This window comes from Frigoribacterium sp. Leaf415, from assembly GCF_001424645.1.
Taxonomy (GTDB): Bacteria; Actinomycetota; Actinomycetes; order Actinomycetales; family Microbacteriaceae; genus Frigoribacterium.
Genome location: NZ_LMQR01000001.1, coordinates 2,866,706 through 2,883,242 on the forward strand (window position 1 = coordinate 2,866,706; position 16,537 = coordinate 2,883,242).

Here is a 16,537-nt window from a genome sequence, read left to right on the forward strand (position 1 = left end):
TCCATCAGTCGTCGACCAGGACGCGGAGGGCCTCGACGAGCGCCCGGTTGCCGGCGCGGAGGGCGGCGACCTCGGCCTCGAGGGCGGTGAGGCGGCTGTCGGCGGGTGCGGGTGCGGGGCCCGGAGCGGGTGCGGGCTCGGGGTCCGGAGTGGGTGTGGGTGCGGGTGCGGACTGCGGCTCGGGTTCGCTCTCAGGTGTCGGCTCGGGATCGGGGGCAGGATCTGACGCCGCCCAGGGGTCCTGCTCCGGCTCCGGCTCCGGGTCGGACGCGATGTCTGTCTGCGGTACGGACTCGGTCTGCGACACGGCCTCGACGTCGGGCTCGGGCTCGCTCGCGGGCTCCGGAGGTGCGGCGGGCTGCGGAGCCTCGATCGCTTCGTCGTCCGTGGGGGACTCGACCCGCGCCTCCTTGGTGGTCTTGACGACCTGCGAGAACTTGGGGCGGGGCTTCCGCTTCGGCTTCGCGGACTCGGGCGAGGCCTCGTCGACCCAGTCGCTGAGGGTCTGCCGCGGGACGTTGAACTCTTCCGCGACGACGGTGAGGACGTTGCGGTCGGTCGGGTTGGTCATCCGACGCTGCAGCACGCGGGCCGTCGCGGCCTCTCGCGTCTCGTCGTCGTACCACTCGTCGAAAGGCATGCTCCGATTCTAGGGAGCAGGGAACCGCAGGAGGCGCGGGTCACCCGAGCCGCGCCTCATCGCCTCCGTCGACTCACGGAGTCCATGACGGATTGACAGGACATACAGACATGGCTAGCCTCGTCTTGTCGCCGTTGCTGGGGCGACGACCCGCACCGACGCGGGAAGCTGTAACCACAACCAATGGAGGAATCGTGGTCACCGACACATCGGGCAGTTCGCCCCGAGTAGCTCTTCCCGCCCTGGTCTCGGGCCCGCACACCAAGCGCCTCGGCACCGTCGCGGTCATCGCCACCTTCGGTGGGCTGCTCTTCGGCTACGACACGGGCGTGATCAACGGCGCGCTCGACTCGATGGAGGAGAGCCTCGGGCTCACGCCGGCCAGCGAGGGCATCATGGTCTCGGCCATCCTCATCGGGGCAGCGGTCGGGGCGTTCTTCATCGGGCGCATCTCGGACGCCTTCGGGCGCAAGCCCACCATCAACACCCTCGCCATCCTGTTCTTCTTCGCCGCCCTCGCCTGCGTGCTCGCCCCCACCTGGGAGTTCCTCACCGGGGCACGGTTCTTCCTCGGCATCGCGGTCGGCGGTGCCTCGGTCACCGTTCCGGTGTTCCTCGCCGAGCTCGCCCCCACCGAGCAGCGCGGCGGCCTCGTCAGCCGCAACGAGCTCATGATCGTCTCGGGGCAGCTCGCCGCCTTCACGATCAACGCCGTCATCGGCAGCGTCTGGGGCGAGCACGACAACGTGTGGCGCTACATGCTGTCGGTCGCGGTGCTGCCCGCGATCGCCCTCTTCATCGGCATGTTCCGCGTCCCCGAGAGCCCTCGCTGGCTGATCGCCAAGGGCCGCGACGACGACGCGCTCGCCGTGCTCAAGCAGATCCGCGCCGACGACCGGGCGGTGGCCGAGATGGCCGAGGTGCGCCTCCTCGCCGACGAAGAGAAAGAGGCCAAGAGCGCCCGCCTCGCCGACCTCATCGCCGAGCCCTGGCTCCGCAAGATCTTGTTCATCGGCATCGGCCTGGCCGTCGCGCAGCAGCTGACGGGCATCAACTCGATCATGTACTACGGCACCCAGGTGCTGCAGCAGTCCGGCTTCTCGCAGAGCGGGGCCCTGATCGCCAACGTCGGGGCCGGCGTCATCGCCGTCGTCGCCATGCTCGTCGCCCTGCGCATCATCAACAAGGTCGGACGGCGCACCATGCTCATGGTCGGCTTCGCCGGCGTCACGATCTTCCACCTGCTGATCGGCCTGTCGTCGTTGCTGATCCCCGAGGGTCTCGGCCGCGCCATCGTCGTCCTGATCTTCGTCATCGGCTTCGTCGGCACCATGCAGGGCACCATCGGCCCCCTCGTCTGGCTGATGCTCAGCGAGATCTTCCCCCTCAAGCTGCGCGGCGTCGGCATGGGGCTCACGGTGCTGATCCTCTGGCTGACCAACTTCGCCGTCAGCCTGCTCTTCCCGATCCTCGTCGCCGGCATCGGCATCTCGACGACGTTCTTCATCTTCGCGGTGCTCAACGCCGGGTCGTTCCTCTTCGCCGTGAAGAAGGTCCCCGAGACGAACGGGCGTTCGCTCGAGCAACTCGAAGAGGACTTCAGCACCGGTGCCATCTACGTCGTGAAGAACGGCAAGAAGTGACCACGACCGCACGCCCGGCTCTCGAAAGGACGACCACGTCATGACCGATCGCAACGACACCGCCCCCTACGAGGTCCTGACCATGGGTCGCGTCGGCGTCGACATCTACCCGCAGCAGTCGGGTGTTCCCCTCGAAGAGGTCGAGACCTTCAGCAAATCCGTCGGGGGCAGCGCGACCAACGTCGCCATCGCCGCGGCTCGGCACGGTCGCCGGTCCGCCGTGGTCACCCGCACCGGCGACGACCCCTTCGGCCGCTACATCGTCCGAGAGCTCGAGCGGCTCGGCGTCTCGACCCGGCTCGTCTCGACCGTCGACGGGCTGAACACCCCGGTCACGTTCTGCGAGATCTTCCCGCCCGACGACTTCCCGCTCTACTTCTACCGGCAGCCGAAGGCACCCGACCTCATGATCACCGCGGGCTCGCTCGACCTCGCCGCCGTCGAGCAGGCCACGGTCTTCTGGGCCACGGTCACCGGCCTCAGCGAAGAACCGAGCAGGCAGGCGCATCACGTGGCCTGGCAGGCCCGGGGTCGTCGTCCCCTGACGATCCTCGACCTCGACTACCGCCCCATGTTCTGGAAGAGCCCCGAGGTCGCCACCCGCGAGGTCGGGCGCGCCCTCGAGCACGTCACCGTCGCCGTCGGCAACCGCGAAGAGTGCGAGATCGCCGTCGGCGAGACCGAGCCCGAGCGGGCGGCCGACGCCCTCCTCGAACGAGGCGTCGAACTCGCCGTCGTCAAGCAGGGCCCCAAGGGCGTCCTCGCCAAGACGCGAGACGAACGGATCGAGGTGCCCGCGCACCTCGTCCAGGTCATCAACGGCCTGGGGTCGGGCGACGGGTTCGGCGGGGCGCTCTGCCACGGCCTGATCGAAGGATGGTCGCTCGACCGCACCCTGCGCTTCGCCAACGCGGCCGGCGGCATCGTCGCCACCCGGTTCGAGTGCTCCACCGCCATGCCCACCACCGACGAGGTCGAGGCCGTCCTCGAGGAGGCGCACCATGTCTGATCGCACCGCCCCGGTTCTCGACTTCGAGCGCCTCCGCACCCTCCGGGCCGCCGAACCGCACCGGGTGGCCGAGGCCCTCGCCGCCCGCACGCGGCCCGCCCCCCTGGCGGCCGACGGACGCCTCTTCATCGTCGCGGCGGACCACCCCGCCCGTGGTGCTCTCGGCGTCCGCGGAGACGCGACCGCCATGGCCGACCGCTACGACCTCCTCCGTCGACTCGTCGTCGCCCTCGACCGACCCGGCGTCGACGGCGTGCTCGGCACCCCCGACATCCTCGAGGACCTCGCCCTGCTCGGTGCCCTCGACGGCAAGGTCGTCGTCGGAAGCATGAACCGCGGCGGGCTCCAGGGCGCCACGTTCGAGCTGGACGACCGCTTCACCGCGTACTCGGCCGCGTCGATCGCCGACTCCCGGTTCGACTTCGCGAAACTGCTCGTCCGCGTCGCCCTCGACGACCCCGGCACGGCTTCGACCCTCGCCGCGACGGCACGCGCGGTGACCGAGTCGGCCAGGCTGCGCCTCCCGATCATGCTCGAGCCCTTCATGAGCTCGTGGGTCGACGGGCGCGTGACGAACGACCTCACGGCCGACGCCGTCATCAAGTCGGTCGCCATCGCGTCCGGTCTCGGCGAATCGTCGGCCTACAGCTGGCTCAAGCTGCCCGTCGTCGACGACATGGAACGCGTGATGGCGGCGACGACCCTGCCCACGCTGCTGCTGGGGGGCGACCCCGCCGTCGACCCGGCCGACACCTACGCCCGCTGGGCCGCGGCCCTGGCCCTCCCCGGCGTCCGCGGGCTCGTCGTCGGGCGCACCCTGCTCTACCCGAGCGACGACGACGTCGCCGCAGCCGTGGACCACGCGGCCGGGCTCGTCCACCCACCCTCGACCACGAACGGATCGGCAGAACGATGACCAGCACCACCAGCACGCACACCGGCAACGCCGCCACCGATCGCCCCCTGGTCGCGCACTGGATCGACAACGCCGAGGTGCCCGGCACGAGCGGCCGCACCGCCCCCGTCTACGACCCGGCCCTCGGGGTCGCGACCAAGGACGTCTCGCTTGCCGACGCCTCCGAGATCGAGGCCGCCGTCGCCTCGGCACGACGGGCGTTCCCCGCCTGGCGCGACCTCTCGATCACGAAGCGTCAGCAGATCATGTTCCGCTTCCGTGAGCTGCTGAACGAGCGCAAGGGCGAACTTGCCGAGATCCTCACGAGCGAACACGGCAAGGTGCTGAGCGACGCCCTCGGCGAGATCACCCGCGGCCTCGAGGTCGTCGAACTGGCGACCGGGTTCCCCCACCTGATCAAGGGCGAGTTCTCGCAGCAGGTCTCCACCGGGGTGGACGTCTACTCGACCAAGGCTCCCCTCGGCGTGGTCGGCGTCATCAGTCCCTTCAACTTCCCGGCCATGGTGCCGATGTGGTTCTTCCCGATCGCGATCGCGGTCGGGAACACCGTCGTGTTGAAGCCGTCCGAGAAAGACCCGTCCAGCGCCATGTTCCTCGCCCGTCTCTTCGCCGAGGCCGGTTTGCCCGAGGGTGTGTTCAACGTCCTCCACGGCGACAAGGAGGCCGTCGACGGCCTGCTCGAGCACCCCGACGTGAAGGCCATCTCGTTCGTCGGGTCGACGCCCATCGCCCGGTACATCTACGAGACCGCCGCCCGGCACGGCAAGCGCGTCCAGGCCCTCGGCGGTGCCAAGAACCACATGCTCGTGCTGCCCGACGCCGACCTCGACCTGGTGGCCGACAGCGCGATCAACGCCGGATTCGGCTCGGCGGGCGAGCGCTGCATGGCCATCAGCGTGGTCGTCGCGGTCGAACCCGTGGCCGACGAACTGATCGAGAAGATCACCTCACGCATGGCCGGCCTCACCGTCGGCGACGGCCGCCGCAGCTGCGACATGGGCCCTCTCGTCACCGAGCAGCACCGGGACAAGGTCGCGAGCTACATCGACATCGCCCTCGCCGACGGAGCCGACGTCGTCGTCGACGGCCGGGGCGTCGAGGTCGACGGTGAGGCCGACGGCTTCTGGCTCGGGCCCACCCTGATCGACAAGGTGCCGCTCACCAGCCGCGTCTACACCGAAGAGATCTTCGGGCCGGTGCTGTCGATCGTGCGCGTCGCGTCGTACGACGAGGGCGTCGCCCTCATCAACGCCGGTGCCTACGGCAACGGAACGGCGATCTTCACCAACGACGGAGGCGCGGCGCGGCGATTCCAGGCCGAGATCGAGGTCGGCATGATCGGCATCAACGTGCCCATCCCGGTGCCCGTCGCGTACTACTCGTTCGGCGGCTTCAAAGACAGCATCTTCGGTTCGGACAAGGCCTACGGCCTGCAGGGCTTCGAGTTCTACACCCGCGAGAAGGCGATCACGTCGCGCTGGCTGGACCCGAGCCACGGCGGCGTCGACCTGGGCTTCCCCCAGAACTGACCGCCGGCCCGATCTGTCCCCAGGCAGGACCCCGCGGCCCCCGGGCCGCTCCGCTCGATGATGAGGTGGACGACATGAACGACGACCCCCGCTGGTTCTTCCCCCGCGGCGACCTGACCCGCGACGGCTGGCAGACCGTCGTCGACGGCGACCTCGACGGTTGGCAGCACACCGGCCTGCGCGTCGGCGAGCTCGGTGACGGTGTCTCCTTGCACCTCGCCGCCGGTGGGCTCGAGCGCATGGTGGTGCCGCTGACCGGTGACGTCGTGGTCGAGTGGAGCGACGCCCGAGGTGGGTCGGGCACCCTCGAGCTCGCCGGGCGGGCGTCCGTCTTCGACGGGCCGGCCGACGTCGCCTACCTGGGCGTCCGGACGGAGGCGGTGGTCACCGGGCACGGTCGGGTCGCGGTCGCCGAGGCACCCGCCGACCAGGTGCTCGACGTGCAGGTGCTCCGTCGTGACGACATCCCCGTCGAGATCCGCGGAGCCGGTCGATCGACCCGCCAGGTGCACAACTTCGGCACCCCGGACGGGCTGCACGCCCAGAAGCTCATCGTCTGCGAGGTCGTGACGCCCGCCGAGAACTGGTCGTCGTACCCTCCGCACAAGCACGACGAGGGGGTGCCCGGCACCGAGTCCCGCCTCGAAGAGATCTACTACTTCGAATCCGCCGTCAGCCGCGGCCTCGACGCCCCCTCGCAGGCCGACCCGTTCGGCATGTTCGCCACCTACAGCTCAGCTGCGGGGCAGATCGACGTGAACGCCCTCGTCCGCACCGGTGACGTCGCCCTCGTCCCGTTCGGCTACCACGGCCCCGCCGTCGCCGCCCCGGGCTACGACCTCTACTACCTCAACGTCATGGCGGGGCCCGACCCCGAGCGCGCCTGGCTGATCACCGACGACCCGGCCCACGGTTGGGTCCGTGCCGGTTGGGAGTCCCAGGCTCCCGACCCCCGGCTGCCCTACCTCCCCACCGCACCCTCGAAAGGACCGCGTCGATGACGACGAAGAGACTCACCGTCGGCCAGGCACTCGTCGAGTTCCTCGCCAACCAGTGGACGGTCGACGGTGACGTGCGAGAACGCACGATCCCCGGCATGTTCGGCATCTTCGGCCACGGCAACGTCGCGGGCGTCGGCCAGGCGCTCAAGCAGTACCACGTCGACCGACCGGGCCTCATGCCGTACCTGCAGGCCCGCAACGAGCAGGCGATGGTGCACCAGGCCGTGGGCTACGCCCGCATGCACCGGAGGCGCGCGACCTACGCGAGCACCGCCTCCGTCGGTCCGGGTGCCGCCAACATGCTCACCGCCGCCGCGCTCGCGACGACGAACCGCCTGCCGGCCCTGCTGCTGCCGAGCGACACCTTCGCCACGCGGGTCAGCGATCCCGTGCTGCAGCAGATCGAGATGCCGCACGACACGTCCCTGCAGGTGACCGACGCGTTCCGGCCGCTGTCGCGGTTCTTCGACCGAGTCGACCGGCCCGAGCAGCTCTTCTCGATCGTGCTCGCCGCGATGCGCGTGCTGACCGACCCGGCCGAGACCGGTGCCGTCACGATCGCCCTGCCCGAGGACGTCCAGGCCGAGTGGCTCGACGTCCCCGACGAGTTCCTGCGACCCCGCGAGTGGCACATCCGCCGACCCGTGCCCGAGCGCGGGCCGCTCGAGCGCGCCGTCGCCGCCATCCAGGCCGCGAAGCGTCCCGTCATCGTCGCCGGTGGCGGAGTCCTCTACTCGGGCGCCGAGCAGCAGCTCGACGCCCTCGCCCGGGCGACCGGCATCCCCGTCGGCACCACGCAGGCCGGCGGCGGTTCCCTCGCCTGGGACCACCCCCAGTACCTCGGGGGCATCGGCGCCACCGGCACGACCGCCGCGAACCGCATCGCCGCCGAGGCCGACCTCGTCATCGGCATCGGCACCCGGTACAGCGACTTCACCACCGCCTCGCGGACGGCCTTCCAGGATTCCGGCGTGCGGTTCGTCAACGTCAACATCACGTCGTTCGACGCCTACAAGCACGGCTCGCAACTGCCCGTCGTGGCCGATGCCCGCGAGACGCTCGACGCCCTCGGCGCGGCGCTCGCCGAGCACCGGGTACCCGACGAGCACGCCACCCGCGTGGCCGCCGAGAAGGCGACCTGGGACGCCCTCGTCGACGAGGCCTTCCAGCCGTCCGGGCTCGCGTTGCCCGGCCAACCCGAGATCATCGGCGCCGTCCAGGCCGCCAGCGACCCCACCGACGTCGTGGTCCAGGCGGCCGGGTCGCTGCCCGGCGACCTGCACAAGCTGTGGCGGGTCCGCGACCCGCTCGGGTACCACGTCGAGTACGCGTTCTCGTGCATGGGCTACGAGATCGCCGGCGGCCTCGGCGTCAAGAGGGGCGCCCCCGACCGCGACGTCATCGTCATGGTCGGTGACGGCTCGTACCTCATGCTGCACACCGAACTGGTCACCGCCGTCGCCGAGGGCATCAAGATCATCGTGGTCCTGATCCAGAACCACGGCTACGCCTCGATCGGCCACCTCTCCGAGACCGTCGGCGCCGAGCGCTTCGGCACCCTCTACCGCAGGCTCGATCCCGAGTCCCTCGACTTCCAGGGCACCGAGGTGCTCCCGGTCGACCTCGCGATGAACGCCCGCAGCTACGGGCTCGACGTCGTCGAGGTGCAACCGACGACCGACGCCGTGGCCGACCTCTCCGCAGCCCTCGCCGCGGCCAAGGCCTCGTCGACGAGCACGCTCATCCACGTGAACAGCGACCCGCTCGTCTACGCCCCGGACGGCGAGGGCTGGTGGGACGTCCCGGTCGCGCAGGTCTCGACCCTCGACAGCACCACGGCCGCCCTGGCCGACTACCGCGAGCAGCAGGCCGCACAGCGCCCGCTGCTCGGCTGACACCGCCGAACCTCACCCGCACCCTCTCGAAAGGCACCGCCGCCATGACCGACACCGTCACCGACCCCGACGCCACGCCCACCGGCCCGGGTGGGCGCGGACTCCGCATCGGGACCGCACCCGACTCGTGGGGCGTCTGGTTCCCCGAGCACCCCGGCCAGATCCCCTGGCCGCGTTTCCTCGACGAGGTGCAACAGGCCGGCTACCACTGGATAGAACTGGGCCCCTACGGGTACCTGCCGACCGACCCCCACCAGCTCGAGGACGAGCTCGCGCGGCGCGACCTGAAGCTCTCGGCCGGCACGGTCTTCACCGGGTTCCACAAGGGCGACGACCAATGGCGACGCGCCTGGGACCAAGCGCTCGCCGTCGCAGGGCTCGCCTCGACGCTCGGTGCCGAGCACCTCGTCGTCATCCCCGACCTCTGGCGCAGCGACGCCACGAGCGAGGTGCTCGAGGCCCGCACCCTCACCGACGACCAGTGGGCGAAACTCGGCGCCGGCCACGACAAGCTCGGCAAGGCGCTCCTCGAAGAATTCGGCGTCCAGCAGCAGTTCCACACCCACGCCGACAGCCACGTCGGCACGTACCGAGAGACCGAGCGTTTCCTGGCCGAGACCGACGCCCGCTACACCAACCTCTGCCTCGACACCGGGCACTTCGCGTACTACGGCGGCGACTCCGTGCGCCTCGTCGAGCAGTACCCCGACCGCATCGGCTACCTGCACCTCAAGCAGGTCGACTCCGACCTGCGCTTCACCGTGCTCAAGAACGACGTGCCGTTCGGTGACGCCGTCGCCCAGGGCGTCATGGTCGAGCCGCCGAAGGGCGTGCCCGAACTGGCACCGGTGCTCGACGCGGTCAGCCGCATCGACCCCGAGATCTTCGCGATCGTCGAGCAGGACATGTTCCCCGTCGAATCGATCGACCTGCCGCTCGGCATCGCGACCCGCACGCGCGAGCACATCATGAGCTGCTCGCCCCGCTCCCGCCTCGTCTGACGTCCCCGCCGACGATCCCCCGCCCCGAAGGAGAACACCCGTGACCACCACCCCCGACCTCCGCGTCGCCGTCGTCGGCGCCGGCATGATGGGCGCCGACCACGTCGCCCGCATCACGTCCACCATCAGCGGGGCCACGGTCGTCGCCGTCGTCGACCCCGACACCGCTCGGGCCGACGCCGCGGCGGCCACCGCCCCCGGCGCGATCACCGCGGCCGACTTCGACGAGGCGCTCGCCGCCACCGAGATCGACGCCGTGATCATCGCCACCCCCGGGTTCCTGCACGAGGCCGTCCTCCTGCCCGCCCTGGACGGCGGTCTGGCCATCCTCTGCGAGAAGCCCCTCACGACCGACGAGGCCGCGTCGCTCCGCGTGCTCGAGGCCGAGCAGAAGCTCGACCGGCCGCACATCCAGGTCGGCTTCATGCGCCGCTTCGACCAGGGGTACCAAGACCTCCGGGCCCTCGTCGCGTCCGGCGAGCACGGAGCCCTGCTCGCCCTGCACTGCGCCCACCGCAACGCCACGACCCCGCCGAGCTACTCCGAAGAGATGCTCATCCTCGACTCGGTCATCCACGAGATCGACGCCGTCCCCTTCATCGCCGGCGAGCCGATCGTCGCGGTCGAGGTCAAGAAGCCCCGCCGCAACTCGCTGGCACCCGAGGGGCTCCGCGAGCCGCAGTTCGTGATCCTCGAGACCGAGTCGGGCACGATGGCGATCGTCGAGATCAACGTCAACATCCAGTTCGGCTATCAGGTCACCACGGACGCCGTCTTCGAGAGCGGCGTCGCCTCCATCGGGCGCGAGACCGGACTCCAGCTCACCACGGCCGCCCGGTCGGGCGTGGCCGTGCCGCCGACGTTCAAAGAGCGCTTCGGCGCCGCCTACGACACCCAGGTGCAGCGCTGGGTCGACGCCGCGCACCGCGGCACCATCGACGGTCCGAGCGCCTGGGACGGCTACCTCGCGAGCGTCGTCGCCACCGCCGGCGTCGAGGCGCAGAAGACCGGCCGCCGCGTCGAGGTCGACTACGCGATGGCCAAGCCGTCGTTCTACGACCTGCCCCGTGCCACCGCGACGGGGGAATGACCGGTGGTGAAGATCGCCCTCGACCCCACCCCGCTGCACCACAGCCACTCCCTGCTCGAGCTGCCCGCCAAGGTCGCCGAGCTGGGGTACGACCACCTGCAGCTGACGCCGCACCGCGACTTCATCCCGTTCTTCCGGCACCCGAAGGCCGACGACGACCTCGTCGACGCCTTCGCGGCGGCCTGCAAGGAGGCGCGGGTCGAGATCGCGTCCGTCCTGCCCGTCCTGCGCTGGTCCGGTCCCGACGAGGAGTCCCGTCGGGCCGCCGTCAAGCAGTGGAAGCGCGTCATCGAGATCACCGCCCGCCTCGGCGTCGAGGTGATCAACACCGAGTTCAGTGGTCGGCCCGAGCTGTCGGAGGAGTCCGAGCGCCAGTTCTACTGGTCGATGGAAGAGTTGCTGCCCGTCCTCGAACGTGAGGGCATCCGCGTCTTCATCGACCCGCACCCCGACGACTTCGTCGAGGACGGCCTGGAGGCCCTCCGGGTCATCCGGGGCCTCAACACGAAGCACGTCGGTCTCGCCTACGTCGCGTGCCACACCTTCCACTACGGCGGCGACATGGACGGGATCATGGCCGCGGCCGGGCAGTCGCTCGGGCTCGTCCACATCGCCGACACGTTCGACCACCGCCGGTCGCACGGGCTGCGGTACATCTCCAACCCGCCCGGCAACGCGGCCCGTGTGCACCAGCACCTCAAGATCGGCGACGGTGACGTCGACTGGGACGGCTTCTTCGGCGGCCTGCACCGGCTCGGCTTCTTCGATCGCGACGACACCGTCGCCGTCTCGAGCGTCTTCGCCGAGGACGAAGCCGTCGACAGCGTCAGCCGCTACCAACGCGAACAGATCACGGCGCGCATCGACGCCGCGTCACACGCCTGAGCCGCCGTCCCACCTGAGCCGCTGTCCCACCTGAGCCGCTGTCACACCTGAGCCGCCGACCCGCCTGAGCCGCCGACTTGCCGACACCCGGCGACACCTGACCACTCCCGACGAAAGAAGAGACCATGCCCCTCGTCCGCATCGACCTCCTGCCCGGTCGCACCCCCGAACAGATCACCGCGATCGCCGACGCCGTCCACGACGCGATCGTCGAGGTCTACGGCATCCCGCCTCGCGACCGTTTCCAGGTGATCAGCGAACTGCCGGCCGGTCGCATCATCGCGCAAGACGCCGGGCTCGGTTTCGAACGCTCCGGCGGAGTCGTCATGATCCAGATCTTCACCCAGAGGGGGCGCACCGACGAAGCCAAGCAGGCCCTCTACGCGCGGATCGCCTCGGGCCTCGAGATTGTCGGCGTGGCCGGAGAGGACGTCTTCATCGGCTACGTCGAGAACGGTCCGCAGGACTGGTCGTTCGGCCTCGGGGTGGCGCAGTACCTGACGGGTGAACTGCAGGTGCCCTCCGCCGCCGGACAGGCCGGCTGACCCGCCGGTCGGGCGTCGGCGCCTGACGCTGGCCGCCGCCGCCCGGGGCCCGGCGTCCCTCGTCGACTACTTGTCGACGAGGGTGATCGAGAACGAGTAGAGGTCGGGCCGGTAGCAGTGGTGCCCGACCTCGACCGCACGCCCCGACGCGTCGTAGGCCGTGCGGGTCATGGTCAGCACGGCCCCGCGCGGCTCGATCTCGAGCAGCTGAGCCTCGTCGGCGTGAGCGGCCCGGGCCCCGATCCGCTGCTTCGCCACCCGGATCGTGACGCCGAGGGCTCGGAGCAGTTGGTACAGACCCTGGGCGGCGAGGTCGGCGTCCGAGAACGGGGCGAGGTCGAGCGGCAGGTAGTTCTCGAGCACCGCCACGGGGACCCCGTCCGCCAGGCGAAGGCGCCGCACGTGGCTGACCTGGTCGCCGGCCTCGATGCCGAGCGCCAAGGCGGTCTTCTCGTCGGCCGCGACGACCTGGTGGGCGAGCAGACGTGTCGTCGGGGCCTTGCCGCTGTCGGTCAGGTCTTCGAACAGGCTGGTCAGCTCGACGTTGCGAGTCACGGGCCCGTGGACGACCTGGGTGCCGATGCCTCGCCGCCGGACGACGAGCCCCTTGTCGACCAGCTCTTGGATGGCTCGGCGGACGGTGGGTCTCGACAGGCCGAGACGTTCGCCGAGTCCGACCTCGTTCTCGAGTCGAGCGCCCGCGGGCAGCTGCCCACCCAGGATGGCCGCCTCGAGTCGCGTGGACATCTGGAACCACAAAGGGATCGGGCTGCCGCGGTCGAGGTCGGCGAAGAGATCGGCCGGAAGCGTCGCGTCGGTCATGTGGTCCCCTCAGCCGAACGTATGTCGTGACAACCTTACGGGCGGCACGGGGCGGTGGCCATCCCGACGGACGGGTCGGCGCCTCGCACGGGCAACGGCCGGGTCAGCGCTCGGTGAGCGCGGCCGCGTAGGCGCGGACCGAGCGGTGGTAGCGGGGGAGGGTCGGCTCGACGGCCTCGATCGCGACCCGCAGGGCTTCGTCGACCCGGCCGGCGCTGTGCAGGGCGAGCGCGAGGAAGACCTTCGGCGCCGCTCCGGTGGCAGGGTGCTCGGGGGCGTCACGCAGCATGGCGATGGCCTCGTCGACGCGGCCGAGGTTGCGCAGGGTCGAGGCGTGCTGCACGACCATCTGCGCGGCACGGGCCGGGTCGACGGCATCGAGGCCGGCCTCGGTCGCCGCGGCGTAGTGGACGTGGGCCTCGACCTCACGGCCGCCCGAGTCGTGGGCGCCACCGAGCTCGAACTCGCCCAGCGCGGGGTGAGGTGCATCGGCGGCCAGGGCCGTCATGCGCTCGATGCGCTGCTCGTCGTCGACGGTCTCGTCGGCCCAGAGGGCGGCGACGCGGTCTTCCCAGGCCTCGGTGCTCATCCGGCCACGGTAGCGGGCGGGGTGAGGCGCGCCTCCTCGGGGTGAGGCTCGCCTCCTCCCCAGCGACACCCGACCGGGATCTTGTCCCCGCGTTGACCTCCTGCTGACCGAGTGCTGACGCGCCTCCCGAGAGGCTTGATCCACCGCACACCCCGGGCCGGCACACCGGCCCCCTAGCGAAGGAACACGCACATGACCCGCCGTCGAATCGCCCTCCCCGTCATCGCCGTCTCCGCCGCCGCCGTCCTCGGCATCACCGGCTTCACGGCCGCGACCGCCGCCGCCCCCGACCCGGCCCGCGACTCCTCGACGGCCGAGAAGACGCCCCCGACGGCGGACGCCCCGACCGAGGCCGAGGTCAAGGCCCTCTTCGAGGACTGGAACGCTTCGCTCGCCACCGGTGACCCCACCCGGGTCGCCGAGCACTACGCCGAGGACGCCGTCCTGCTGCCGACGGTCTCGCCCGGCATCCACGACACCCCCGCCGAGCGCCTCGAGTACTTCGAGGGCTTCCTGCTCAACGAACCGCAGGGCGAGATCACCGAGAGCGTCGTCCGCGACCTCGGCGACGGGTACGTCTCGCACTCCGGCCTGTACACGTTCACGATGGGGGCGAGCGGCGACGTCGTGCCGGCCCGGTTCACGTTCGTCTACGCCGAGGACGACGGCGAGTGGCAGATCGTCGAGCACCACTCGTCGAAGGAGCCGGTGAAGGGCTAGGCGACCGTGCCCCGTCGACCGGGGCGCGCCTCCTGGGTTCGCCGTCCGTCCAGTCGAGGGTGAGATCGTCGACCGTGCTCGTTCTGCTCGTGGAAGACGATCCCGCCATCGCCGCCTCGCTGCGCGAGGGCCTCGCGCGCTTCGGCTACGACGTCGAGTGGGTGACGACCGGAGGCGAGGCGCTCGACGCCGACCCGCCCGGCGTCGTCCTGCTCGACCTCGGCCTGCCCGACATGGACGGCCTCGACGTCTGCCGACGCCTGCGAGCAAGGTCGAACGTGCCGATCATCGTCATCACCGCCCGAGGCGACGAGGTCGACACCGTCGCCGGGCTCGAGGTCGGTGCCGACGACTACGTCGCGAAACCGTTCGGCGTCCGCGAGATCGTGGCACGCATCCGCGCGGTGACCCGGCGCCACGGGGGCGACGCGACGGGCGAGGCCACCGAGCCCGCGCCTCCTGCCGTGGCACTCGGCGCCGTGAGCGTCGACGTCGCGGCGAGGCGGGTGCGCCGACACGACGCCGAGGTCGCCCTCGCGCCGAAGGAGTTCGACCTGCTCGTCGCCCTGGCCCGTCGCGTCGGCTCGGTCGTCACCCGGGAGGCGCTGATCGACGAGGTCTGGGACAGTCACTGGTTCGGGTCGACGCGCACCCTCGACGTCCACGTGTCGGCCCTTCGGCAGAAGCTCGGGCCCGAGATCGCCATCACGACCGTGCGCGGGGTCGGGTTCCGGTTGGAGCACGCCGATGCGCCGTAGGCTCGTCGCCTCGTACCTCGTGATCGTCGGGCTCGCCCTCGTCGCCTTCACCGTGCCGGTCGGCCTGCAGCTGACCGACCTGTTGCGCAGCGATCAACGCGAGGTGGCCCTGCGCGAGGCACGCACCATCGCCGTCCTGCTCGCCACCGCCACCCAAGCGGACGACGCCACGGCCCGCGGTGCCCGGGTGGCGCTGCTGCAGTTGCGTGACGAGATGGAGGAGCAGACCGACGGCCGTGTCGAGCTGATCGGCGTCGACCGGTCACCCGCCCTCGGCCGGCCGGTCGTCGGCGCGGACGACGGCGACTTCGACGACGCCCTGTCGGGGCAGGAGCGTGTGCGTTCACTCGACGACTCCGTGCTCGGCGAGCGGGGCCTGCAGGTGACGGTGCCCGCGACGACCGACGACGGCCGGGTGGACGGCGCCGTCCGGGTCACGGTGCCCACGGCCCCGGTGGACGAGGAGGTGCGGGGCATCTGGATCTTCCGGCTCGCGGCCGGTGCGGTCGTCCTGGTGCTCTCGGTGGTCGCCAGCGCCGTCGTCGCCACGTCGCTGCTGCGCCCGCTGCGGTTGCTCGACGCGATGGCCGACCGCATCTCGCGCGGCGACCTCACCGCCCGCGCCGACCTCGACGCGATGGGCCCGCCCGAGATGCGCCGCCTCGCGAGCACCCTGAACGACGGCACCCGACGGATCGAGGTGCTGCTCTCGGCCCAGCGGGCCTTCACCGCGGACGCGTCGCACCAGCTGCGCACGCCCCTCACCGCCCTGCGCCTCGGCCTCGAGAACCTGCAGGACCGGCTCGACGACCCCGCCGACGTGGCCGCCGTCGATCGTGCCCTGAGCGAGTCCGGTCGGCTCAGCCGGCTCGTCTCGGACCTGCTCGTGCTCGCTCGCAGCCAGGGCGCCTCGGCCACGCCGGTACCCGTCGACGTCGGGGCGGTCCTGGAGGCGCGGGCCGAGGTCTGGTCGTCGTCGGCCGAGGACGTCGGGGCGCGGATCGTGGTGGAGCTCGGGGGACCGGGGTTCGGCAGGTCGGGGCTCGGCGGGTCGGGGTCGGGCGGACCGGGGTCGGGCGGGCCGGGGTTGGTCGCGCTGGCCTCGCCGGGGCAGCTCGAGCAGGCGCTCGACAACCTCATCGACAACGCGTTGCGGGTGTGCCCGACCGGCGAGGCGGTGACCCTGCGAGCGACGGCGCCCCCGGAGTCGGACGCAGTCCTCGTCGAGGTGATCGACCGCGGGCCCGGCATGTCGGAGGGCGACCGGGCCCGCGCGTTCGACCGCTTCTGGAGCACCACGCCGGGCGGCTCCGGCCTCGGACTCGCCATCGCTCGAGAACTCGTCCAGCACGACGGCGGGTCGGTCGACCTGGTCGACACTCCCGGCGGCGGGCTGACCGCCCGGCTCGTGCTGCCGCGCGACACCGCGTCGACCGCGGGCGACCGGGCGAGGTGAGCAGGGACGCAGGAGGCGCGGGTCGGCCGCCCCGCGCC

At 71.2% G+C, this 16,537-nt stretch carries 16 protein-coding genes; 13 read left to right on the forward strand and 3 right to left on the reverse strand.

The window, feature by feature from the left end; genetic code table 11:
* Positions 1–4: 4 nt before the first annotated feature.
* Positions 5–640, reverse strand: a complete 636-nt coding sequence (locus ASG28_RS13275; protein ID WP_055975966.1) for a hypothetical protein — start codon at positions 638–640, stop codon at positions 5–7.
* Between the two features lie 194 nt (positions 641–834).
* Between ASG28_RS13275 and ASG28_RS13280 the strand changes: the two genes are divergently transcribed.
* The 10 genes from ASG28_RS13280 to ASG28_RS13325 all read left to right on the forward strand — a co-directional run bounded on the left by ASG28_RS13280 (position 835) and on the right by ASG28_RS13325 (position 12,154).
* Positions 835–2,283 carry a sugar porter family MFS transporter gene (locus tag ASG28_RS13280; protein ID WP_255351268.1) on the forward strand — a complete coding sequence of 483 codons (1,449 nt, stop codon included), beginning with the start codon at positions 835–837 and terminating at the stop codon, positions 2,281–2,283.
* Positions 2,284–2,323: 40 nt separating this feature from the next.
* Positions 2,324–3,292: a 5-dehydro-2-deoxygluconokinase gene (iolC, locus tag ASG28_RS13285; protein WP_055975968.1), complete on the forward strand. Its 969-nt coding sequence runs from the start codon at positions 2,324–2,326 to the stop codon at positions 3,290–3,292.
* A complete protein-coding gene (locus ASG28_RS13290) occupies positions 3,285–4,208 on the forward strand; it encodes a Cgl0159 family (beta/alpha)8-fold protein (RefSeq protein WP_055975971.1) in 924 nt (307 codons plus the stop codon). Before iolC ends, ASG28_RS13290 begins: the two co-directional genes overlap by 8 nt.
* Positions 4,205–5,737: a CoA-acylating methylmalonate-semialdehyde dehydrogenase gene (locus ASG28_RS13295; protein ID WP_055975974.1), complete on the forward strand. Its 1,533-nt coding sequence runs from the start codon at positions 4,205–4,207 to the stop codon at positions 5,735–5,737. Before ASG28_RS13290 ends, ASG28_RS13295 begins: the two co-directional genes overlap by 4 nt.
* A gap of 74 nt (positions 5,738–5,811) precedes the next feature.
* Positions 5,812–6,738, forward strand: a complete 927-nt coding sequence (iolB, locus tag ASG28_RS13300; protein ID WP_055977647.1) for a 5-deoxy-glucuronate isomerase — start codon at positions 5,812–5,814, stop codon at positions 6,736–6,738.
* Positions 6,735–8,633 carry a 3D-(3,5/4)-trihydroxycyclohexane-1,2-dione acylhydrolase (decyclizing) gene (gene iolD / locus ASG28_RS13305; RefSeq protein WP_055975977.1) on the forward strand — a complete coding sequence of 633 codons (1,899 nt, stop codon included), beginning with the start codon at positions 6,735–6,737 and terminating at the stop codon, positions 8,631–8,633. The genes iolB and iolD overlap by 4 nt, the downstream gene beginning before the upstream one ends.
* Positions 8,634–8,677: 44 nt before the next feature.
* A complete protein-coding gene (locus ASG28_RS13310; protein WP_055975979.1) occupies positions 8,678–9,634 on the forward strand; it encodes a sugar phosphate isomerase/epimerase family protein in 957 nt (318 codons plus the stop codon).
* Between the two features lie 40 nt (positions 9,635–9,674).
* A complete protein-coding gene (locus ASG28_RS13315) occupies positions 9,675–10,724 on the forward strand; it encodes a Gfo/Idh/MocA family protein (RefSeq protein WP_082454661.1) in 1,050 nt (349 codons plus the stop codon).
* A 6-nt stretch (positions 10,725–10,730) separates the two neighbouring features.
* The gene (locus tag ASG28_RS13320; protein WP_055977653.1) at positions 10,731–11,609 is read left to right on the forward strand and encodes a sugar phosphate isomerase/epimerase family protein; all 879 of its coding nucleotides are present in this window, start codon (positions 10,731–10,733) and stop codon (positions 11,607–11,609) included.
* A 125-nt stretch (positions 11,610–11,734) separates the two neighbouring features.
* On the forward strand, positions 11,735–12,154 hold the full coding sequence (locus tag ASG28_RS13325; protein WP_055975982.1) for a tautomerase family protein: 420 nt from the start codon (positions 11,735–11,737) through the stop codon (positions 12,152–12,154).
* 66 nt (positions 12,155–12,220) lie between these two features.
* Here ASG28_RS13325 and ASG28_RS13330 read toward each other — a convergent pair whose 3' ends face one another.
* Together ASG28_RS13330 and ASG28_RS13335 are read right to left on the reverse strand one after the other, a co-directional pair.
* Complete coding sequence (locus ASG28_RS13330; protein ID WP_055975986.1) at positions 12,221–12,976, reverse strand: GntR family transcriptional regulator; 756 nt, start codon at positions 12,974–12,976, stop codon at positions 12,221–12,223.
* A 103-nt stretch (positions 12,977–13,079) separates the two neighbouring features.
* Entirely contained in the window at positions 13,080–13,565 is a 486-nt protein-coding gene (locus tag ASG28_RS13335) for a tetratricopeptide repeat protein (protein WP_055975989.1), read from the reverse strand.
* 192 nt (positions 13,566–13,757) lie between these two features.
* Here ASG28_RS13335 and ASG28_RS13340 point away from each other — a divergent pair, with 192 nt between their 5' ends.
* The 3 genes from ASG28_RS13340 to ASG28_RS13350 all read left to right on the forward strand — a co-directional run bounded on the left by ASG28_RS13340 (position 13,758) and on the right by ASG28_RS13350 (position 16,499).
* Positions 13,758–14,285 (forward strand): SgcJ/EcaC family oxidoreductase, encoded by a 528-nt coding sequence (locus tag ASG28_RS13340; RefSeq protein ID WP_082454662.1) that lies wholly within the window; start codon positions 13,758–13,760, stop codon positions 14,283–14,285.
* 89 nt (positions 14,286–14,374) lie between these two features.
* Positions 14,375–15,043 (forward strand): response regulator transcription factor, encoded by a 669-nt coding sequence (locus ASG28_RS13345; protein ID WP_304437830.1) that lies wholly within the window; start codon positions 14,375–14,377, stop codon positions 15,041–15,043.
* Entirely contained in the window at positions 15,033–16,499 is a 1,467-nt protein-coding gene (locus ASG28_RS13350; protein WP_055975995.1) for a HAMP domain-containing sensor histidine kinase, read from the forward strand. Before ASG28_RS13345 ends, ASG28_RS13350 begins: the two co-directional genes overlap by 11 nt.
* Positions 16,500–16,537 lie beyond the last annotated feature (38 nt).